This is a genomic window from Pseudomonas sp. IT-P395 (assembly GCF_949767675.1).
In the GTDB taxonomy this organism is placed as follows: Bacteria; Pseudomonadota; Gammaproteobacteria; order Pseudomonadales; family Pseudomonadaceae; genus Aquipseudomonas.
The window spans coordinates 88,878-110,397 of sequence record NZ_CATKPW010000059.1; the positions used below are offsets into that span (position 1 = coordinate 88,878).

Sequence of the window (21,520 nt, forward strand, 5' to 3'; positions counted from 1 at the left end):
CCGAATAGCGTGCTGAAAACAGGTTCAATCAGAAATAGACCGATTCCACGATCAGGTCAATTCCACCGTTCGGAGCACGCCGCATGTCGACCGCCGTCAGCACACCGATGAACATCAGCAAACCCTGGCTCGCCGGATTGCTCACCAGCACGCTGTTTCTGATCGTCTGCCTGAGTTGGGGTACGACGTGGCTGGGGATCAAGATCGCGGTGGAAAGCGTGCCGCCGCTGACCGCTGCCGGCCTGCGTTTTCTGATCGCCTTTCCGCTGTTCCTGAGCTTTGCGCTGTTGCGCAAGGAACCGCTGTTGTTTCCTCGACCAAGCCGCTGGTTTTTTGTGTTCGTCACGTTGTCGTATTTCAGTCTGCCCTACTACCTGCTCAACTATGGCGAGATGCACGTGTCGTCCGGCCTGACAGCGCTGCTGTTCAGTTGCATGCCGGTGTTTATCCTGCTGTTTTCCGCGCTGTTTCTGCGCGAGAAAATCTACCCGTCGCAAATGCTCGGTATCGCGATCGGTTTCGGCAGTCTGTTCATGATTATTCGCAGCCAGGGTCTGCATCTGGATCAGGCCGAATGGCTTGGCGTGTTGGCGATTCTGTGTGCGGCGGTGATGCATGCGCTGTGTTACGTGGTGACGAAAAAACATGGCAGCGCGATCAGCGTGATTACCTACAACACGCTGCCGATCGGCATTGCCGGAGCGATGTTATTTATTGTCGGATTGAGCGTCGAAACGCCGGTGTTTGCGCAAGTGACAACACGCTCGTGGGCCGCCCTGTTCTATCTCGGGCTGGTGGCCTCGGTCGGCGGATTCATCGTTTACTTTTTGCTGCTTAAACGCCTAAGCCCAATCATCCTGTCGTTCGTGTTTATCATTTTCCCGGTGTTTGCCGTGATCATCGGCGCCTGGTACGAGGGACAAACCCTGTCCCGGGAGCTGATGATCTATTCGGCGATTTTATTGAGCGGCTTTGCGATCACCAAATTGCCCATCGAAAAATGGCGTACGCGGTCCATGTAGGAGCTGCCGAAGGCTGCGATCTTTTGATCTTGTTTTTTACAATCAAAGTCAAAAGATCGCAGCCTGCGGCAGCTCCTACAGGTTTTTCGTCAGATCACAAATAGGTCGACGAAACGGTTTACCGGGGTGGACTCCAGCTGCGTCTGATCCTTGCACAACGCGAAGATTTCGCCGCTGCGCTGGCCGGTGAAACGCGTGGCCAGGTTGGCTTTGAACTTGTCTTCCAGCAACGGAATGCCCTCGACACGGCGGCGGCGATGACCGATCGGGTATTCCACCACGACGTTGTCGGTGCTGCTGCCGTCCTTGAAAAACACCTGCACGGCGTTGGCGATCGAGCGTTTGTCGGCCTCCAGATATTCGCGAGTGAAACGCGGATCTTCGACGATAACCATTTTCTCGCGCAGCACATCGATGATCGGGTGCGCCTTGTGGAAATCATCTTCGTACTGCTCGGCGACCAGATTGCCGAACGCCAGCGGCACGGCGGTCATGTACTGGATGCAGTGGTCGCGGTCGGCGGCATTGGCCAGCGGCCCGACTTTGGAAATGATGCGAATCGCCGATTCGTGAGTGGTGATGACGATCCGGTCGATTTCATGCAGACGATTGCGCACCTGCGGGTGCAGTGTCACCGCTGCTTCACAGGCCGTCTGCGCGTGGAATTCGGCGGGGAAACTGATCTTGAACAGCACGTTTTCCATCACGTAACTGCCGAACGGCCGCGAGAAACTGAAGGCGCGTTTGTTCTCGGGTTTCAATGCCAGATCACTGTTGGTGTGGCTGAACAGCACGTCATAAAAACCCCACTGTTTCGCAGTCAGCACTCCGGGAATGCCCATCTCGCCGCGCAGGGCAATATCGGCCAGACGCACGCCACGACTCGACGCATCCCCCGCCGCCCAGGATTTTCGTGAACCGGCGTTTGGGGCGTGCCGGTAAGTGCGCAGCGCCTGACCATCGGCAAACGCGTGAGACAACGCCGACAACAGTTGCTCACGATTGGCGCCCATCAGTTTGGCGGTGACAGCGGTTGAAGCAACTTTCACCAGAATGACGTGATCGAGTCCTACTCGGTTGAAGGAGTTTTCCAGAGCGATCACGCCTTGAATCTCGTGGGCCATGATCATCGCTTCGAGCACATCGCGAATGGTCAGCGGCGCTTCAGCGTTGGCCAGACGCTTCTGTGAGAGGTGATCAGCCACCGCAAGAATCCCGCCGAGATTGTCGGATGGATGACCCCACTCGGCGGCGAGCCAGGTGTCGTTGTAATCGAGCCAACGGACGATGCAGCCGATGTCCCACGCGGCTTTGACCGGGTCGAGGCGATAGGAGGTACCGGGGACCCGCGCACCGTAAGGAACCACCGTCCCTTCGACGATCGGGCCAAGGTGTTTGGTGCATTCGGGGAAGCGCAGCGCCAGCAGGCCACAGCCCAGTGTGTCCATCAGGCAATTGCGGGCGGTGTCGAGGGCTTCGGCAGAGGGGGCTTTGAAGGTGAGGACGTAATCGGCGATGTCCTGCAGGACATGGTCGTAGTCGGGACGGTTGTTCAGGTCGACGTTGGCGCTCATTGCGGTTCTCCTGTGCGGGAATGATGAGTGGTGCGGTCTTCCTCAGGGCTTGGCGGGTTTGGTTGATTGCAGGTCTGGGGTGCCTGCTTGTTTGGTGTTTCTTCAGTGGGTGGGGCCCCTCACCCTAGCCCTCTCCCGAGGGAGAGGGAACTGATTGGGGGATGCTTTAGAGGTTCACCGACGTGAACGATCGCCATTGAATCCATAATCGATCGGGTCAATGCATAATTTCAAAAACCTCGATCAGCCCCTGAATCCATAATCGACTCGATCTTTCAGGTCGATGTACAACCCCAGACACCTCGGTCGGCCCCCTCTCCCTTTGGGAGAGGGCTGGGCGGGCGGCGTTCCGATGAGGGTAAAAGATCTCGAATCAGAAAGAGTCACCGGGAATGCGCACGTAACCCTCCATCAGGACACGCGCGCTACGGCTCATGATGGCTTTCTTCACCACCCACTCACCGTTCTCCAGACTGGCTTCAGCGCCAACGCGCAACGTTCCGGACGGATGCCCGAAGCGCACGGCATTACGTTCAACGCCACCCGCTGCAAGGTTGACCAAGGTGCCGGAAATCGCTGCCGCCGTCCCGATCGCCACCGCCGCCGTGCCCATCATCGCGTGGTGCAACTTGCCCATCGACAACGCGCGCACCAGCAAATCGACATCCCCAACGCCAACCGCTTTGCCACTGGACGCCACGTAATCCGCAGGCTTGGCAACAAACGCGACTTTCGGCGTATGTTGCCGTTTCGCCGCTTCATCCAGATTCGATATCAGCCCCATGCGCAACGCGCCATAAGCCCGAATCGTTTCGAACATCTGCAATGCTTGCGGATCGCTGTTGATCGCGCTCTGCAGTTCGGTGCCGGTGTAACCGATGTCTTCGGCGTTGACAAAGATCGTCGGGATACCCGCGTTGATCATGGTCGCCTTGAACGTGCCAACACCCGGCACTTGCAGCTCATCGATGAGGTTGCCGGTGGGGAACATCGAACCGCCGCCGCCCTCTTCTTCTGCCGCCGGGTCCATGAATTCGACTTGCACTTCGGCGGCCGGAAAGGTCACGCCGTCGAGCTCGAAATCACCGGTTTCCTGCACTTCGCCGTTGGTGATCGGCACGTGGGCAATAATCGTTTTGCCGATGTTGGCCTGCCACACGCGCACCACCGCAACACCGTTGTGCGGAATGCGGCTGGCATCGACCAGACCGTTGCTGATGGCGAACGAACCGACCGCTGCCGAGAGGTTGCCGCAGTTACCGCTCCAATCCACAAAGGGCTTGTCGATGGAGACCTGACCGAACAGGTAATCGACGTCGTGATCAGCCTTGATGCTTTTCGACAGAATCACGGTTTTGCTGGTGCTTGAAGTCGCGCCGCCCATGCCGTCGATTTGTTTGTCGTAGGGGTCGGGACTGCCGATCACGCGCAGCAATAAAGCGTCGCGAGCCGGGCCTGGAATCTGCGCCGCTTCGGGCAGATCCTTGAGGCTGAAGAACACGCCTTTGCTGGTGCCGCCGCGCATGTAGGTGGCGGGGATTTTAATCTGTGGTGCGTGAGCCATATTGCTCCTTACCGAAAGCATGGGACTTAAAATCCCATGCCCGCATCAGTTGATTTAAACGGCAACCGCCGACTCTTCAAGGAAGTCCTGAGCGAAGCGTTGCAACACGCCGCCAGCCTCGTAGATCGACACTTCTTCAGCGGTATCCAGACGGCAGGTCACCCGCACGTCAACGCGCTCGCCGTTCTTGCGATGGATCACCAGCGTCAGATCCGCACGCGGTTTGCGCTCGCCGATTACGTCATAGGTTTCGCTGCCATCGATGGCCAGCGTGTGACGGTCGGTGCCCGGCTTGAACTCCAGCGGCAACACGCCCATGCCCACCAGGTTGGTGCGGTGAATGCGCTCGAAACCTTCTGCGGCAATCGCCTCGACACCGGCCAGTCGCACACCTTTCGCCGCCCAGTCGCGGGACGAACCCTGGCCGTAATCGGCGCCGGCGATGATGATCAGCGGCTGCTTGCGCTCCATGTAGGTTTCGATGGCTTCCCACATGCGCATCACTTTGCCTTCCGGCTCGACACGCGCCAGCGAACCCTGTTTGACCTTGCCGTTTTCCACGACCATTTCGTTGAACAATTTCGGGTTGGCAAAGGTCGCGCGCTGCGCAGTCAAGTGGTCGCCACGGTGGGTTGCATAAGAGTTGAAGTCCTCTTCCGGCAGGCCCATTTTTGCCAGGTATTCGCCGGCGGCGCTGTCGAGCATGATCGCGTTGGATGGCGACAGGTGATCGGTGGTGATGTTGTCCGGCAGCACCGCCAGCGGGCGCATGCCCTTCAGCGGACGGGCGCCGGCCAGTGCGCCTTCCCAGTACGGCGGACGGCGGATGTAGGTGCTCATCTCGCGCCAGTCGTACAGCGGCGTGACTTTCGGGCCGGTGTCTTCGTGGACGGCGAACATCGGAATGTAGACCTGACGGAACTGCTCAGGCTTGACCGAAGACTTCACCACCGAGTCGATTTCTTCATCGCTCGGCCAGATGTCTTTGAGGCGGATTTCCTTGCCGTCCACAACACCGAGCACGTCTTTTTCGATATCGAAACGGATGGTCCCGGCAATCGCGTAAGCGACTACCAGCGGCGGCGACGCGAGGAACGCCTGCTTGGCGTACGGGTGGATGCGGCCGTCGAAGTTGCGGTTGCCCGAGAGCACAGCGGTCGCATACAGATCGCGGTCGATAATCTCTTGCTGGATCAGCGGATCGAGCGCGCCGGACATGCCGTTGCAGGTGGTGCAGGCGAAGGCGACGACGCCGAAACCGAGCTGCTCCAGTTCAGTGGTCAGCCCTGCTTCGTCGAGGTACAGGGCGACGGTTTTCGAACCCGGCGCCAGCGAGGATTTCACCCACGGTTTGCGGGTCAGGCCGAGCTTGTTGGCGTTGCGCGCGAGCAGGCCGGCGGCAATGACGTTGCGCGGGTTGCTGGTGTTGGTGCAACTGGTGATGGCGGCGATGATCACCGCGCCGTCGGGCATTTGCCCCGGCACGTTTTCCCACTGCCCGGAGATGCCTTTGGCCGCCAGATCCGCCACCGCGACGCGGGCGTGCGGGTTGCTCGGCCCGGCCATGTTGCGCACCACCGACGACAGATCGAAAGTCAGACCGCGCTCGTATTGCGCGCCTTTCAAACTGTCGGCCCACAGGCCGGTGAGCTTGGCGTATTGCTCGACCAACTGCACTTGCTGGTCTTCACGACCGGTGAGTTTCAGGTAATCGATGGTTTGCTGGTCGATGTAGAACATCGCCGCCGTGGCGCCGTATTCCGGAGCCATGTTGGAGATGGTTGCGCGGTCGCCGAGGGTCAGCGCCGCCGCGCCTTCGCCAAAGAATTCCAGCCATGCTCCGACGACTTTCTGCTTGCGCAGGTATTCGGTCAGCGCCAGCACCATGTCGGTGGCGGTGATGCCCGGTTGCAGCTTGCCGGTCAGTTCGACGCCGACGCTCTCCGGCAGACGCATCCACGACGCGCGACCGAGCATCACGCTCTCGGCTTCGAGGCCGCCGACGCCAATAGCGATCACGCCCAAAGCATCGACATGCGGCGTATGACTGTCGGTACCGACACAGGTATCAGGGAATGCCACGCCCTCACGCACCTGGATCACCGGAGACATTTTCTCCAGGTTGATCTGGTGCATGATGCCGTTGCCCGGCGGGATCACATCAACGTTCTTGAAGGCCTTTTTGGTCCAGTTGATGAAGTGGAAACGGTCTTCGTTGCGCCGGTCTTCGATGGCGCGGTTTTTCTCGAACGCCTGTTTGTCGAAACCGCCCGCTTCTACTGCCAACGAGTGGTCGACGATCAATTGCGTCGGCACTACCGGGTTGACCTGCGCCGGGTCACCGCCCTGCAAGGCGATGGCGTCGCGCAGGCCGGCAAGGTCGACCAGCGCGGTCTGGCCGAGAATGTCGTGGCAGACCACACGCGCCGGGAACCACGGGAAGTCGAGGTCGCGTTTGCGTTCGATCAGTTGTTTGAGGGAATCGGTGAGCGTGGCCGGGTCGCAGCGACGCACAAGGTTTTCCGCCAGCACGCGGGAGGTGTACGGCAGGGTGTCGTAACTGCCGGGCTGAATCGCCTCGACCGCCGCGCGGGCGTCGAAATAATCCAGAGGGCTGCCGGGCAGGGTTTTGCGGAATGCTGTGTTCATCGGGTCAGGACTCGGGTCACGGTGGTTGCAAAGGGTGAGCTGACGCCAGACTCAAGATTCACACCGTCCCTTGTAGGAGTGAGCCTGCTCGCGATAGCGGTGGATCAGTCGACATCGATGGTGAATGTCAGTCCGTCATCGCGAGCAGGCTCACTCCTACAGGGATTTGCGGTGGTTTCAAGGATCGGGTCAACCCACCATTTCAGCGACGTTCGATTGGCACGAACTTGCGCTGTTCAACGCCGACGTACTCGGCGCTTGGACGGATGATGCGGTTGTTGGCGCGTTGTTCGAACACATGCGCAGCCCAGCCAGTCAGGCGCGAGCAGACGAAGATCGGCGTGAACAGCTTGGTCGGAATGCCCATGAAGTGGTACGCCGAGGCATGGTAGAAATCGGCATTCGGGAACAGTTTCTTCTGCTCCCACATGGTCTTGTCGATGGCTTCGGAAACCGGAAACAACACCTTGTCACCGACTTCATCGGCGAGTTTTTTCGACCAGCCCTTGATCACCTCGTTGCGCGGGTCGCTGTCCTTATAGATCGCGTGGCCGAAGCCCATGATCTTGTCCTTGCGCTCGAGCATGCCGAGGGTGCCTTTGATCGCCTCTTCCGGCGACGAGAAGCGCTCGATCATTTCCATCGCCGCTTCGTTGGCGCCGCCGTGCAACGGGCCGCGCAGCGAACCAATAGCGGCTGTTACGCAGGAATACAGATCGGACAGGGTCGATGCGCAAACCCGTGCGGTGAAGGTCGAGGCGTTGAATTCGTGCTCGGCGTAAAGGATCAGCGAAACGTTCATCACTTTGACATGTAGTTCGCTTGGCTTCTTGTCGTGCAGCAAATGCAGGAAGTGGCCGCCGATGGTTGGCTCGTCGCTGACGCAATTGATGCGTTTGCCGTCGTGACTGAAGCGATACCAGTAGCACATGATCGCCGGGAACGCGGCGAGCAAGCGGTCAGTCTTGTCACGCTGCTCGGAGAAGTCTTTCTCCGGTTCGATGTTGCCGAGGAACGAGCAACCGGTGCGCATCACATCCATCGGGTGGGCGTCGGCGGGGATGCGTTCGAGCACTTCTTTCAGCGCTTGCGGCAGGTCGCGCAGCTTGCTCAGCTTGCCTTGGTATTCGTCGAGTTGCGCCTGGGTTGGCAGTTCGCCGTACAGCAGCAGGTACGCGACTTCTTCAAATTGTGCATCGGCTGCCAGTTCACGCACGTCGTAGCCGCGATAGGTCAGCCCGGCACCGGCCTGGCCCACGGTGGACAGTGCGGTTTGCCCGGCAACCTGGCCACGGAGCCCGGCGCCACTGAGTACTTTTGCTTCGGCCATTGTTTTCTCCAATCTTGAATTTGTTAGGGAGTGTGGCGAAAAGATTGCAGCCTCATTGCACTCGTCAGCTCCTACAGGGGAATGCGGTTCATGTAGGAGCTGCCGCAAGCTGCGATCTTTTGATCTTTATTTCTTCGCGGCAAACAACGCGTCGAGCTTCTGCTCGAACGTGTGGTAATCGATGCGATCGTAAAGCTCCATGCGAGTCTGCATGGTGTCGATGACATTCTGCTGCGTGCCGTCGCGACGGATCGCGGTGTAGACGTTTTCCGCAGCCTTGTTCATCGCGCGGAACGCCGACAGTGGATACAGCACCAGCGACACGTCGGCGCCGGCCAGTTGCTCGGTGGTGTACAGCGGTGTCGAACCGAACTCGGTGATGTTGGCCAGGATCGGCGCTTTCACGCGGTTGGCGAACAGCTTGTACATCTCCAGTTCAGTGATGGCTTCCGGGAAGATCATGTCGGCGCCGGCCTCGATGCACGCCGCTGCGCGATCGAGAGCCGACTCCAGACCTTCCACCGCCAGCGCATCGGTACGCGCCATGATTACAAAGCTGTCATCGGTACGGGCATCGACGGCGGCTTTGATGCGGTCGACCATTTCCTGCTGGCTGACGATCTCTTTGTTCGGACGGTGGCCGCAGCGCTTGGCGCCGACCTGATCCTCGATGTGAATCGCCGCCGCGCCAAACTTGATCATCGACTTGACCGTGCGCGCGACGTTGAACGCCGACGAGCCGAAACCGGTGTCGACGTCGACCAGCAGCGGCAGATCGCAAACGTCAGTGATCCGCCGCACGTCGGTCAGCACGTCATCCAGACCGGTGATGCCCAGATCCGGAACGCCGAGGGAACCTGCGGCCACCCCGCCACCGGACAGGTAGATCGCCTTGAAACCGGCGCGCTTGGCCAGCAGCGCGTGGTTGGCGTTGATCGCGCCGACCACTTGCAATGGGTGCTCGCTGGCGACCGCATCGCGGAAACGCTGGCCTGGAGTGCTGTGCTTGGAACTCATGACTCACCTCGTTCAGTGGCTGTCTTATTGTGGGCGCCGTCCTGGTAATGACGGGCGATGTTGCGTTTCGAGGCGCCGATGTGACGGCGCATCAACAATTCCGCGAGCTCGCCGTCACGGTCGGCGATGGCATCGAGAATCCGGTGGTGTTCGGCAAAGGCCTGGCGCGGGCGGTTCGGCGTGGTGGAAAACTGGATGCGGTACATGCGCACCAGTTGATACAGCTCGCCGCAGAGCATCTGCGTCAGCGTGCGGTTGCCGCTGCCCTGGATGATCCGGTAGTGGAAGTCGAAATCGCCTTCCTGCTGGTAATAACCAACGCCGGCCTGAAACGCGGCGTCGCGCTCGTGGGTTTCCAGCACTCGGCGCAGCTCGTCGATTTCTTCGACGCTCATGCGTTCGGCCGCCAGACGGCAGGCCATGCCTTCGAGGGATTCGCGGATTTCGTACAGTTCGAGCAGTTCGGCGTGGCTGAGCGACACCACCCGCGCGCCGACGTGCGGTACCCGCACCAGCAGGCGCTGACCTTCCAGGCGATGAATCGCCTCACGCAATGGCCCACGGCTGATGCCGTAAGTGCGCGCCAGCTCCGGCTCGGAGATCTTGCTGCCCGGGGCGATCTCGCCTTTGACGATGGCCGCCTGAATGCGTCGGAAGACGTTTTCCGAAAGCGTCTCGGAATCGTCGCCGCTGATGACCGGGGGATCGAGTTGATCCAGCATGATTGTCGACACCTTTAAATCCAATGCGGCAAAAACTAGCCAATTCGCCCGCATCAGTCAAAGGATAAATAGACATTGTCGACAATCGTCTAATAACCTTAAAAGATCGCAGCCTTCGGCAGCTCCTACAGGGCGCACGCAAATCCAATGTAGGAGCTGCCGAAGGCTGCGATCTTTTGATCTTTTATAGACCGGTGCAGGCGCTGGCGCCATAAACCCACCGTGCTAGAATGCCGCCCGCATTTGCTGGCCATTTGTACGGCTTGTCATAAAAAGCTGATAGGCACACGAAGGGCCTTGCGCAAGTTTTGCCAAGGACCTGAACCGAAAACGGAACGCTGCGCACCAGGATTTATGAGACTCAAGCCTTTTCCCACATTCTTTGCCCTGTTTTGCCTGCCCGGCCTCGCCGCCGCGGGGGAAAAAACCGTGTACGGCCTCAACGAATACGCTTCGCTTGACGGCATCAATCTGGAAGTCGCGGCCAAACTCGACACCGGGGCGAAAACCGCCTCGCTGAGTGCCCGCGACATCAAACGCTTCAAACGCAACGGTGAGTCCTGGGTACGCTTCTACCTGGCCATCGACGCCGCGCATTCGCACCCGATCGAACGGCCGCTGGCGCGGGTCAGCAAGATCAAGCGCCGCGCCGGCGACTACGACCCGGAAGAAGGCAAGAAGTACACCGCCCGTCCGGTGATCGAGCTGGATATCTGCATGGGATCAGCGCTGCGCAGCATCGAAGTGAACCTGACCGACCGAAGTGCGTTCCAATACCCGCTTTTGATTGGCTCCGAGGCGCTGAAACGCTTCGACGCGCTGGTCGACCCCAGTCTTAAATACGCTGCCGGCAAACCCGCCTGCACCATCGCCGCTCATACCGCCGAGTAATTTCCATGCGTTCTCTAACCTTCCACCTGAAAATCCTGATCACCATTCTGGTGCTCCTGGGCGTTTCGGTTACGGCCTATCAGATTTTCGTGCTCGGCATCCCGGTGACCGAAGATGCGACCGACGACTTGTGGAACATCGACGCCAAGGTCGAATTCGTCGCCAGCACCAAGGATCCGGTGAAGATCCAGATGTTCGTGCCGCCGTTGAGCCGCGATTACGTCAGCCTCAACGAGAGTTTTATCTCCAATAACTACGGCGTCGCCGTGAACCGCGTCGACGGCAACCGCAAGGTCACCTGGTCGGCGCGCCGGGCCAAAGGGAATCAGACGCTTTATTACCGTCTGGTGCTGACCAAGCGTTACACCGCGGAAAAATCCAAGATCAAAGGCCCGACCTTCCGCGACAGCATGGTCATCGAAGGCCCGGAGAAAATCGCCGCCGAAGCCCTGCTCGCGCCGATCCGCCAGCATTCCGCCGACGTCGAAACGTTTATTGGCGAGGCGATCAAACGCGTCAACAACGTTAACGACGACAACGTGAAACTGCTGCTGGCCGGCGATCCGTCGACGCCGCACAAAGCCAAAATCGTTGAACTGCTGCTGTCCATCGCCCACGTGCCGGTGGAAAAAGTCCACACCATCCGCCTCGTCGCCGACCAGCCGCAAACGCCTGAACTGTGGCTGCGCAGCTTCAACGGCAACGACTGGCTGTACTTCAATCCGGAAACCGGCGAACAAGGCCTGCCGACCGACCGTCTGCTGTGGTGGACCGGCGATGAGAACCTGATCACCGTCGATGGCGGCAAGAAGGCCAACGTGACCTTCAGCCTGAATAACAGCGAGATGAACGCGATTCGTCTGGCCAAGCTGACCGACGAAAACACCGACGCCAACTTCCTCGAATACTCGCTGTACGGCCTGCCGCTGCAGACCCAACAGACGTTCATGATCATGGTGATGATCCCGATCGGTGTGCTGGTGATCCTGATCCTGCGCAACCTGATCGGCCTGCAGACCCTCGGCACGTTCACCCCGGTACTGATCGCCCTCGCCTTCCGCGAAACGCAGCTGGGCTTCGGCATTCTGCTGTTTACCGTGATCACCGCGCTGGGTCTGTCGCTACGTTCGTACCTGGAACACCTGAAGCTGCAAATGCTGCCGCGACTCTCGGTGGTGCTGACCTTTGTCGTGGTGTTGATCGCGGCGATCAGCCTGTTCAGCCATAAGCTCGGGCTGGAACGTGGTCTGTCGGTGGCGCTGTTCCCGATGGTGATTCTGACCATGACCATCGAACGCCTGTCGATCACCTGGGAAGAGCGCGGCGCCAGCCATGCGATGAAAGTCGCGATTGGTACGCTGTTCGCCGCGTCTCTGGCGCACCTGATCATGACCGTGCCTGAGTTGGTGTACTTCGTGTTCACCTTCCCGGCGATCCTGCTGATTCTGGTCGGTTTCATGCTGGCGATGGGTCGCTATCGCGGCTACCGCCTGACCGAACTGGTGCGTTTCAAGGCTTTCCTGAAGAAGGCTGACGCCTGATGTTCGGTTTCTGGAAGACCTGGAAGGCCCTCGAGGCGCGGGGCATCATGGGCATCAATCGGCGTAACGCCGACTACGTGCTCAAGTACAACAAGCGCAGCCTGTACCCGATCGTCGATGACAAGATCATCACCAAGGAGCGCGCCATCGCGGCCGGCATTCACGTGCCAGAGCTGTATGGCGTGATTTCCACCGAAAAGGAAATCGACAAGCTCGGCGAGATCATCGGCGGGCGCAGCGACTTCGTGATCAAACCGGCCCAAGGCGCTGGCGGTGACGGCATCATCGTCATCGCCGACCGTTTCGAAGGTCGCTATCGCACGGTATCGGGCAAAATCCTCGCCCACGAAGAGCTGGAGCATCACATCTCGAGCATCCTCACTGGCCTGTATTCGCTGGGCGGCCATCGTGACCGGGCGCTGATCGAATACCGCGTGACTCCGGATCAGATCTTCAAAAGCATCAGCTACGAAGGTGTGCCGGACATCCGCATCATCGTGCTGATGGGTTATCCGGTGATGGCGATGCTGCGCCTGCCGACCCGGCAGTCGGGCGGCAAGGCCAACCTGCACCAGGGCGCGATTGGCGTGGGTGTCGATCTGGCGACCGGTTTGACCCTGCGCGGCACCTGGCTGAACAACATCATCACCAAACACCCCGACACCACCAACGCGGTGGACGGCGTGCAACTGCCCTACTGGGACGGTTTCATGAAACTCGCCGCGGGCTGTTATGAGCTGTGCGGGTTGGGCTATATCGGCGTGGACATGGTGCTCGATCAGGAGAAAGGTCCGCTGATTCTGGAGCTGAATGCGCGGCCGGGGCTGAATATCCAGATCGCCAATGACTGTGGGCTGACGTTGCGCACGCACGCGGTTGAAGCGCGTCTGGAAGAGCTGAAGGCGCGTGGGGTGACGGAATCGGTTGAAGAGCGCGTGGCGTTTACCCAGGAAATGTTTGGGCATATTCCTGCTGTCGAGGGCTAAAAGCTGAAGAGCCCCTCACCCTAACCCTCTCCCAAAGGGAGAGGGGACTGACCGAGGTGGATGTTGGAGGTACGCCGACCTGAACGTCTTGAGTCGAACTCAGGCTTGAACGGCATGGAGATCTGCTCCCTTCCCCCAAAATATCAAGCCGAACCCTGGCCTTGAAAAGCATGCAGATCGGCTCCATCCCCCAAGATATCGAGCCGAACCCAAGTTTTGAAAAGCCCCCGATCTGCTCCCTTTCCCCCTCGCCCCCCTTGGGGGAGAGGGCTGGGGTGAGGGGGTAGGCTTTTGATTTTGATCTGACAGCCGAGAGAGGACTACAATCCCCACCCCGCCTCAACGGCCGATCTGCCCCGCCCATGTTGACCTGCTCCGTACACCCGCTGCCCTACCGCGCCAATCCCGCCGACTATTTCGCGGCCATCCGCAACGCGCCTGGCGCCGTGCTGCTCGACAGCGGCCGACCGAGTGCCGACCGTGGCCGTTATGACCTGCTCAGCGCCTGGCCGCTGGAACAACTGGCGGTAATGCCGGACGAAAGCGGCGATCACTTCCTGCAGCGTCTGCGCGACAATCTGAATCGCCTCGGCGAAGCTGATTTGCCAACGGGTTTCGACCTGCCCTTCGCCGGCGGTTTGATCGGCTATCTGAGCTACGACTTCGGCCGCCATCTGGAAAACCTGCCGAGCCAGGCCCGCGATGATCTGCAATTACCGGATGCACGTTTTGGCCTGTACGCCTGGGCACTGATCAGCGATCACCAGACGGCCAGCAGCCAACTGGTGTTTCATCCATCCGTGATCGATAGCGAGAAACAGCGGCTGATCGCGCTGTTCAGTCAGCCGCTTGTCGAGTTGATGGCGCCGTTCAAACTGAACCAGCCAATGACCGCCGATCTCTCGGCTGACAACTACCGCCAAGCCTTCGAACGCATTCAGCATTACATCCAGGCCGGCGACTGCTATCAGGTCAACTTCGCCCAACGCTTCCGCGCTTCGTGCCAGGGCGACCCATGGCTGGCTTACTGCGCATTGCGCAAGGCCTGCCCAACGCCGTTCTCCGGTTTCCAGAGCCTGCCCGACGGCGGCGCCGTGTTGAGCCTGTCGCCGGAGCGCTTCGTCAAAGTCAGCCAGCGTCAGGTGGAAACCCGGCCAATCAAAGGCACTCGCCCGCGTGGCCTGACGCCAGCCGAAGATACCGCGAACGCCGCCGAACTGCTGGCCAGCCCCAAGGATCGTGCGGAAAACCTGATGATCGTCGACCTGCTGCGCAACGACCTCGGCCGCACTTGCCGCATCGGTTCGGTGCGGGTGCCGGAGTTGTTCAGCCTGGAAAGCTATCCGAACGTGCATCACCTGGTCAGTAGCGTCACCGGTGAACTGGCCGATGATCGCGACGCACTGGATTTGATTGCCGGCAGTTTCCCCGGCGGCTCGATCACCGGCGCGCCGAAGATTCGTGCGATGCAGATCATCGATGAACTGGAGCCGACCCGGCGCGGCTTGTATTGCGGCTCGTTGCTGTACCTGGACGTGCGCGGCGAGATGGACAGCTCCATCGCGATTCGCAGTCTGTTGGTCAAGGATGGGCAGGTGTGTTGCTGGGGCGGTGGCGGGATTGTCGCTGACTCGGATTGGCAGGCTGAGTATCAGGAGTCGATCACCAAAGTCAGAATCCTCCTCGAAACCCTGCAAAACCTCTGAGTAATGATCGTTCCCACGCTCCGCGTGGGAATGCAGCCCGGGACGCTCCGCGTCCCATCCAAAGCCGAACGCGGAGCGTCCGTTGAGGCATTCCCACGCAGAGCGTGGGAATGATCGTCAGGTGGTTGGGTTTACAGGCTGAGGTCGCGGTTTGAGGCCTTAAGGAATTCCTGCTTCAACTCGGCAAAGGTGTGCACCGCGGGGAACTGCGGGAACTCGCGAATCACATTCTCCGGCGCGTGGAACAGAATCCCCGTATCCGCCTCGCCCAGCATCGTCGTGTCGTTATACGAATCCCCCGCCGCAATCACCCGGTAATACAGGCTTTTGAACGCCAGCACCGACTGGCGCTTGGGATCTTTCTGACGCAACTGATAGCTGGTCACCCGCCCGGTTTCGTCAGTGATCAGACGATGGCAAAGCAAGGTCGGGAAGCCCAACTGGCGCATCAGCGGCTGTGAGAACTCGTAAAACGTATCCGACAGAATCACCACCTGAAAGCGCTCGCGCAGCCAGTTGACGAACTCCACCGCGCCGTCCAGCGGCTTCAGTGTGGCGATCACTTCCTGAATGTCCGAAAGCTTCAAACCGTGCTCATCGAGAATGCGCAGACGCTGCTTCATCAGCACGTCGTAATCGGGAATGTCCCGGGTGGTGGCCTTGAGGGATTCGATTCCGGTTTTTTCGGCGAAGGCGATCCAGATTTCCGGCACCAACACCCCTTCAAGATCCAGGCAAGCAATTTCCACAAGACACTCCCGTTTGTATTGATTATTTGAGTCGAGCGATGCCGAACTCTAGCGACTCACAGGCAGACGCGCAACGCACGGCAGGCCCCCGAGCCGTGCAGCTTTTTGTTACCATCAGCCCCATATAGAGCGCCCAGCGCCACCGACCTGTAGGAAGCCGCCCTGATGAGTGCAACGTTCGACGTCGTGGAACTCGCCACGACCTATGCCAACAAATCCGCGCAAGACATTCTCAAACTCGCGTTTGCCGAGTTCGGCGATGACTTGTGGATATCTTTCAGCGGCGCCGAGGATGTGGTGCTGGTGGACATGGCCTGGAAGCTCAACAAGAACGTCAAGGTGTTCAGCCTCGACACTGGCCGTCTGCACCCGGAGACCTACCGCTTCATCGATCAGGTACGCGAGCACTATAAGATCGACATCGAACTGGTGTCGCCGGACTACACGAAACTGGAACCGTTCGTGAAGGAAAAAGGCCTGTTCAGTTTCTACAAGGACGGCCACGGCGAATGCTGCGGCATCCGCAAGATCGAACCTTTGCGGCGCAAACTGTCCGCCGTCAACGCCTGGGCAACCGGCCAGCGCCGCGACCAGAGCCCGGGCACTCGTAGCGCCGTGGCGGTGATGGAGATCGATACCGCGTTCTCCACCCCGGAGCGCACCCTGTACAAGTTCAACCCGCTGGCGCAGATGACCAGCGAAGAGATCTGGGGTTACATCCGCATGCTCGAGCTGCCGTACAACAGCCTGCATGAGCGCGGCTTTATCAGCATCGGCTGCGAACCGTGCACCCGCCCTGTCCTGCCGAACCAGCACGAGCGCGAAGGCCGCTGGTGGTGGGAAGAGGCGACGCAGAAAGAATGCGGGTTGCATGCCGGGAATATCATTAGCAAAGCGTAACTCCCTGCCGCGCTGATTTCCCCCTGTAGGAGTGAGCCTGCTCGCGATAGCGGTGTCTCAGTCGATGAATTTTTTGGCTGATACACCGCTATCGCGAGCAGGCTCACTCCTGCATGGATTTGTAGGACTCCAGAAATGTGTACACACGAATGTCACCATCGGTGCCATTTATGTGTGCACTTTTTACTTTCAGCGCCCTGAAAAGTTACATCCCTGCCAAAAACACCTCGCCTCCGCCCGCTATCAAAATCCCCCGCCAAAAATAAATACCTGTTCGAACGGTCAATTTTTAACCAGCCAATTTCAAAGACTTAGCACTCATCGATAACTTTTCGAAATGAACACGGCCGCCTATAGATCCGCAACTGGCACAAATCTGGCTTTGGTGCATACATGTTTTGTATACAAAACTGCAAAACATAAAACCACTTTCGATCCGCAAGCCTGAAGCGCCCTATCCCGTACAGGCTGCAGATGCCCCGTAACCAGTGATGCTTTCACTGCTGCGACGAAGATTTGTCGAGCCTGACGGCTTATGCACAGTCATCGCAGCCTTGAACATCAGGAGCCTGCCGGAATGCGTACAAGTCTCTCCAACAACATCGCGCTGAATCTGCCCGCCTCTGTCCCCGCTCAACCGTTACCTCATGACGGTCTGAGCGAGCCGTTACAACTCAGTCCGCGCCTGCACAACAATGATCTCGCGCCGACCAAGGCCGAAGGTCGGCGCTGGGGCAAATACAGCATCTTCGCCCTGTGGACGAATGACGTGCACAACATCGCCAACTACTCGTTCGCCATCGGCCTCTACGCCCTGGGTCTGGGTGGCTGGCAGATTCTGCTGTCGCTGGGGATCGGCGCGGCGCTGGTGTACTTCTTCATGAACCTGTCCGGTTACATGGGGCAGAAAACCGGCGTGCCGTTTCCGGTGATCAGCCGGATCAGTTTCGGCATCCACGGCGCGCAAATTCCTGCACTGATCCGGGCAGTAATCGCCATTGCCTGGTTCGGGATTCAGACGTATCTGGCGTCAGTGGTTTTCCGCGTACTGCTGACTGCCGTGCATCCGGGCTTCGCCGAGTACGACCACGACTCGATTCTTGGCCTGTCGACGCTGGGTTGGGTGTGCTTCGTGGCGATCTGGTTCGTGCAACTGGCGATTCTGGCCTATGGCATGGAGATGGTTCGCCGTTATGAAGCGTTTGCCGGGCCGGTGATTCTGCTGACCGTGGCCGCCCTCGCCGCGTGGATGTACTTCCAGGCGGACGCGACCATCGCCTGGTCGATCCGCGAACCGCTGACCGGTGGCGAGATGTGGCGCAACATTTTTGCTGGCGGCGCGTTGTGGCTGGCGATCTACGGCACGCTGATTCTGAATTTCTGCGACTTCGCCCGCTCTTCGCCGTGCCGCAAGACCATCAAGGTAGGAAACTTCTGGGGTTTGCCGGTGAATATTCTGGTGTTCGCTGCGATTACCGTCCTGCTGTGCGGTGCGCAATTTCAGATCAATGGCCGGATCATCGAGAGCCCGACCGAGATCATTGCCTCGATTCCCAACACCTTCTTTCTGGTACTCGGTTGCCTGGCGTTCCTGATCGTCACCGTGGCGGTGAACATCATGGCCAACTTCGTCGCCCCGGCCTTCGTGCTCAGCAACCTGGCGCCGAAGTACCTGACCTTCCGCCGCGCCGGGCTGATCAGCGCCACCATCGCCGTGTTGATCCTGCCGTGGAATCTCTACAACAGCCCGTTGGTGATCGTGTACTTCCTGTCTGGCCTCGGCGCCCTGCTCGGCCCGTTGTACGGCGTGATCATGGTCGACTACTGGTTGATCCGCAAAGGCCGGATCAACGTGCCGCAGCTCTACAGCGAAGATCCCAACGGCGCCTATTACTACAGCCGAGGCGTCAATTTCCGCGCGGTGGCGGCGTTTATTCCTGCGGCGTTGATTGCCATCGTCCTGGCGCTGGTCCCGGGTTTCCACAATGTCTCGCCGTTCTCCTGGCTGATCGGCGCCGGGATCGCCGGAATGCTCTATCTGATCATCGCCAAACGCCAACCGCACTACGCCGACATCAGCGGCGAATCGATCGCTGTCGACAACGTCTGCCATTAACTCCCTCGCGGCCCGGACTTCGGGCCGCAGAACTGCCCGCTATAAGGATTTCCCCATGCGTATTCTCGTGGTCAACGTCAACACCACCGAATCCATCACCGAAGCCATCGCCCGCTCGGCGCAGGCTGTTGCGTCACCCGGTACCGAAATCGTCGGTTTGACACCGTACTTCGGTGCCGACTCGATTGAAGGCAACTTCGAAAGCTATCTGGCGGCCATCGCGGTAATGGATCGGGTGATGTCCTACGATCAGCCGTTCGATGCAGTGATTCAGGCCGGTTACGGCGAGCATGGTCGTGAAGGTTTGCAGGAATTGCTCAATGTGCCGGTGGTGGATATCACCGATGCAGCAGCGAGTACGGCGATGTTTCTCGGCCATGCCTATTCGGTGGTGACCACGCTGGATCGCACCGTGCCGCTGATCGAGGACCGGCTGAAATTGTCCGGTTTGTGGGATCGGTGTGCTTCAGTTCGGGCCAGTGGTCTGGCCGTTCTAGAGCTGGAGCACGAACCACAACGCGCCCTGGAAGCGATCGTGCATCAGGCTGAACTGGCGGTGACGCAGGACAAAGCCGAGGTGATTTGCCTGGGTTGCGGTGGCATGGCCGGGCTGGATGAACAGATTCGTCGACGCACTGGCGTGCCGGTGGTGGACGGGGTGACAGCAGCGGTGACGATTGCGGAATCGCTGGTGCGCTTGCGCTTGTCGACGTCGAAAGTGCGGACTTATGCAACGCCACGGCCGAAGAACATCATTGGCTGGCCGGGGCGGTTTGCCCGCTGAGGTCATCAGCGAAAACCGAGTCGACCCATTCGCGAGCAAGCTCGCTCCCACAGGGGAAATGCATTCCAAATGTGGGAGCGAGCCTGCTCGCGAAGGCCACACCTCGGTCTGATACCTTGCTCAGATAGCACTGAACCGCCGCGCCAACCCCTGCTCCGCAAACTGCTCAATCACATAATCGACAAACGCCCGAGTCTTGCCCGGCAACAACTTATGCTCGGCGTAGTAAATCGAAATGTTGCCATCATCGACAAACCATTCCGGCAGCACTCGCTGCAACGTCCCCGCCTCCAGATACCCGACCGCAAACGGCATGCTCACCAGCGCGATGCCCAAGCCTTGTGCTGCTGTCCTGCAAGCGGCCTCGGAATCACTCATGGTCATCCGCGCCTTGAGCATCAACGGCTGACAGTTCTGTGGATTGCGTCCGGTCAATTGCCAGGAACGCACGCGTCCGGTCTGCGGCGAGCGGATCAGAATGCCGTCGTGATGATTAAGGTCATCCGCCTCGATGATCGGCGGATGGGCCTGTAAATAGTCGGTAGACGCGACCAATATCCGGTGCGCCGGGCTCAGCTTGCGCGCGATCACGCCTTGCGGCAGTTCGAAACCGCCACCGATGGCCGCATCAAAGCCCTGGGCGATCAGATCGACCTGTCGATTATCGAAATGCCAGTCCGGATTGATCGCGGGGTAGCGCTGCAGAAACTCACCCAGCATCGGCACGATATGCAGACAGCCAAACGCGGCGCCCATGCTGACTTTCAGCGTTCCCGCCGGCAGCCCTTCGACGCTGGAGAGATTGGCCACGGCATTTTGAATGGTGGTCAGGCTACCGCTGACTTGATCCAGAAACAGTTGTCCGGCCTCGGTCAGTGTCAGGCTGCGTGTACTACGCTGGAACAGCCGCACGCCGAGCCGAACCTCGAGTTTGGCCACACTTTTGCCGACGGCTGCCGGGGTCAGACTCAAGCGTCGTGCGGCCTCGGCAAAGCTGCCGACTTCGGCACTGCGCACGAAGCATTCAATGCTGCTGAAGGTTTCCATGATCGCCACTATAAACTTCTGGTTTACACAGACTATAGCAATCATGGTCTACACAGTTGTCGATGCTACGCCGATACTCGCCACCAACACCAAGGCACTCCCGCCTTGAACACTCTGGAGATCGAACATGACCACTCAACACCTCGGCGGCAAAGTCGCTCTGATTCAAGGCGGTTCCCGTGGTATCGGCGCAGCCATCGTCAAACGTCTGGCCGCTGAAGGCGCTGCAGTAGCCTTCACTTACGTCAGCTCCGCGGCGAAAGCCGAAGAGTTGCAGAACAGCATCACCAGCAACGGCGGCAAAGCCCTGGCGATCAAGGCCGACAGCGCCGATGCCGCCGCCATCCGCCACGCCGTCAGCGCCACGGTCGAAGCCTTTGGCCGCCTCGACATTCTGGTCAACAACGCTGGTGTGCTGGCCGTTGCTCCACTGGAAGAATTCAAACTCGAAGACTTCGACCAGACCGTAGCGATCAATATTCGCAGCGTGTTCATCGCCTCGCAGGAAGCCGCCAAACACATGGGCGAAGGTTCGCGCATCATCAACATCGGCAGCACCAACGCCGACCGCATGCCCTTCGCCGGTGGCGGTGTGTATGCGATGAGCAAATCGGCGCTGGTCGGTTTGACCAAAGGTCTGGCCCGCGACCTTGGCCCACGCGGCATCACCGTCAATAACGTGCAACCTGGCCCGGTGGATACCGACATGAACCCGGCACACGGTGACTTCGCCGAAAGCCTGATCCCGTTGATGGCGGTCGGGCGTTACGGTAAAGCTGAAGAAATCGCCAGCTTCGTCGCTTATCTGGCAGGTCCGGAAGCCGGCTACATCACCGGTGCCAGCCTGACCATCGACGGTGGTTTCGGCGCCTGATTTATCTGAGTCGACTGAACGAAAAACGCCGCCCCTCTTGTTACAGAG

Annotated in this window: 17 protein-coding genes; 9 read left to right on the forward strand and 8 right to left on the reverse strand. The window is 59.4% G+C overall.

What is annotated here, in order from left to right; translation table 11 throughout:
- Positions 1 to 107: 107 nt before the first annotated feature.
- On the forward strand, positions 108 to 1,022 hold the full coding sequence (locus ACM6IN_RS25570) for a DMT family transporter (RefSeq protein ID WP_185051897.1): 915 nt from the start codon (positions 108 to 110) through the stop codon (positions 1,020 to 1,022).
- Between the two features lie 89 nt (positions 1,023 to 1,111).
- Here the strand turns inward: ACM6IN_RS25570 and prpD are convergent, their stop codons facing one another.
- The 6 genes from prpD to ACM6IN_RS25600 form a co-directional block, all read right to left on the reverse strand.
- Positions 1,112 to 2,596, reverse strand: a complete 1,485-nt coding sequence (gene prpD / locus ACM6IN_RS25575; protein WP_123374756.1) for a 2-methylcitrate dehydratase — start codon at positions 2,594 to 2,596, stop codon at positions 1,112 to 1,114.
- Positions 2,597 to 2,969: 373 nt separating this feature from the next.
- A complete protein-coding gene (gene prpF, locus ACM6IN_RS25580; RefSeq protein ID WP_414916908.1) occupies positions 2,970 to 4,160 on the reverse strand; it encodes a 2-methylaconitate cis-trans isomerase PrpF in 1,191 nt (396 codons plus the stop codon).
- Positions 4,161 to 4,214: 54 nt separating this feature from the next.
- Positions 4,215 to 6,809: a Fe/S-dependent 2-methylisocitrate dehydratase AcnD gene (gene acnD / locus ACM6IN_RS25585; RefSeq protein ID WP_414916909.1), complete on the reverse strand. Its 2,595-nt coding sequence runs from the start codon at positions 6,807 to 6,809 to the stop codon at positions 4,215 to 4,217.
- 202 nt (positions 6,810 to 7,011) lie between these two features.
- Positions 7,012 to 8,139 carry a 2-methylcitrate synthase gene (gene prpC / locus ACM6IN_RS25590; RefSeq protein ID WP_150652924.1) on the reverse strand — a complete coding sequence of 376 codons (1,128 nt, stop codon included), beginning with the start codon at positions 8,137 to 8,139 and terminating at the stop codon, positions 7,012 to 7,014.
- Between the two features lie 126 nt (positions 8,140 to 8,265).
- Complete coding sequence (prpB, locus tag ACM6IN_RS25595) at positions 8,266 to 9,156, reverse strand: methylisocitrate lyase (RefSeq protein WP_007916432.1); 891 nt, start codon at positions 9,154 to 9,156, stop codon at positions 8,266 to 8,268.
- A complete protein-coding gene (locus ACM6IN_RS25600; protein ID WP_172828118.1) occupies positions 9,153 to 9,875 on the reverse strand; it encodes a GntR family transcriptional regulator in 723 nt (240 codons plus the stop codon). The genes prpB and ACM6IN_RS25600 overlap by 4 nt, the downstream gene beginning before the upstream one ends.
- A 357-nt stretch (positions 9,876 to 10,232) precedes the next feature.
- Between ACM6IN_RS25600 and ACM6IN_RS25605 the strand changes: the two genes are divergently transcribed.
- The 4 genes from ACM6IN_RS25605 to pabB all read left to right on the forward strand — a co-directional run bounded on the left by ACM6IN_RS25605 (position 10,233) and on the right by pabB (position 15,002).
- Positions 10,233 to 10,769 carry an ATP-dependent zinc protease gene (locus ACM6IN_RS25605; protein WP_007916436.1) on the forward strand — a complete coding sequence of 179 codons (537 nt, stop codon included), beginning with the start codon at positions 10,233 to 10,235 and terminating at the stop codon, positions 10,767 to 10,769.
- A 5-nt stretch (positions 10,770 to 10,774) separates the two neighbouring features.
- On the forward strand, positions 10,775 to 12,310 hold the full coding sequence (locus tag ACM6IN_RS25610; protein ID WP_007916437.1) for an inactive transglutaminase family protein: 1,536 nt from the start codon (positions 10,775 to 10,777) through the stop codon (positions 12,308 to 12,310).
- On the forward strand, positions 12,310 to 13,296 hold the full coding sequence (locus ACM6IN_RS25615; RefSeq protein WP_095189425.1) for an alpha-L-glutamate ligase-like protein: 987 nt from the start codon (positions 12,310 to 12,312) through the stop codon (positions 13,294 to 13,296). Before ACM6IN_RS25610 ends, ACM6IN_RS25615 begins: the two co-directional genes overlap by 1 nt.
- A gap of 362 nt (positions 13,297 to 13,658) precedes the next feature.
- Positions 13,659 to 15,002: an aminodeoxychorismate synthase component I gene (gene pabB, locus ACM6IN_RS25620; RefSeq protein ID WP_007916442.1), complete on the forward strand. Its 1,344-nt coding sequence runs from the start codon at positions 13,659 to 13,661 to the stop codon at positions 15,000 to 15,002.
- Positions 15,003 to 15,133: 131 nt separating this feature from the next.
- Here the strand turns inward: pabB and thrH are convergent, their stop codons facing one another.
- Positions 15,134 to 15,751, reverse strand: coding sequence for a bifunctional phosphoserine phosphatase/homoserine phosphotransferase ThrH (gene thrH, locus ACM6IN_RS25625; protein WP_414916910.1), 618 nt, complete (start codon positions 15,749 to 15,751; stop codon positions 15,134 to 15,136).
- A gap of 165 nt (positions 15,752 to 15,916) precedes the next feature.
- Here thrH and ACM6IN_RS25630 point away from each other — a divergent pair, with 165 nt between their 5' ends.
- The 3 genes from ACM6IN_RS25630 (at position 15,917) to ACM6IN_RS25640 (ending at position 19,551) form a co-directional block, all read left to right on the forward strand.
- Entirely contained in the window at positions 15,917 to 16,651 is a 735-nt protein-coding gene (locus ACM6IN_RS25630; protein ID WP_414893405.1) for a phosphoadenylyl-sulfate reductase, read from the forward strand.
- 577 nt (positions 16,652 to 17,228) lie between these two features.
- A complete protein-coding gene (locus ACM6IN_RS25635) occupies positions 17,229 to 18,767 on the forward strand; it encodes an NCS1 family nucleobase:cation symporter-1 (RefSeq protein WP_414916911.1) in 1,539 nt (512 codons plus the stop codon).
- Between the two features lie 55 nt (positions 18,768 to 18,822).
- Complete coding sequence (locus tag ACM6IN_RS25640) at positions 18,823 to 19,551, forward strand: aspartate/glutamate racemase family protein (RefSeq protein ID WP_007916448.1); 729 nt, start codon at positions 18,823 to 18,825, stop codon at positions 19,549 to 19,551.
- 120 nt (positions 19,552 to 19,671) lie between these two features.
- Here ACM6IN_RS25640 and ACM6IN_RS25645 read toward each other — a convergent pair whose 3' ends face one another.
- Complete coding sequence (locus ACM6IN_RS25645) at positions 19,672 to 20,598, reverse strand: LysR family transcriptional regulator (protein WP_414916912.1); 927 nt, start codon at positions 20,596 to 20,598, stop codon at positions 19,672 to 19,674.
- Between the two features lie 127 nt (positions 20,599 to 20,725).
- On the opposite strand from ACM6IN_RS25645, the gene ACM6IN_RS25650 reads away from it, so the two are divergent.
- Positions 20,726 to 21,472 carry a 3-oxoacyl-ACP reductase family protein gene (locus tag ACM6IN_RS25650; protein ID WP_414916913.1) on the forward strand — a complete coding sequence of 249 codons (747 nt, stop codon included), beginning with the start codon at positions 20,726 to 20,728 and terminating at the stop codon, positions 21,470 to 21,472.
- Positions 21,473 to 21,520: the final 48 nt, after the last annotated feature.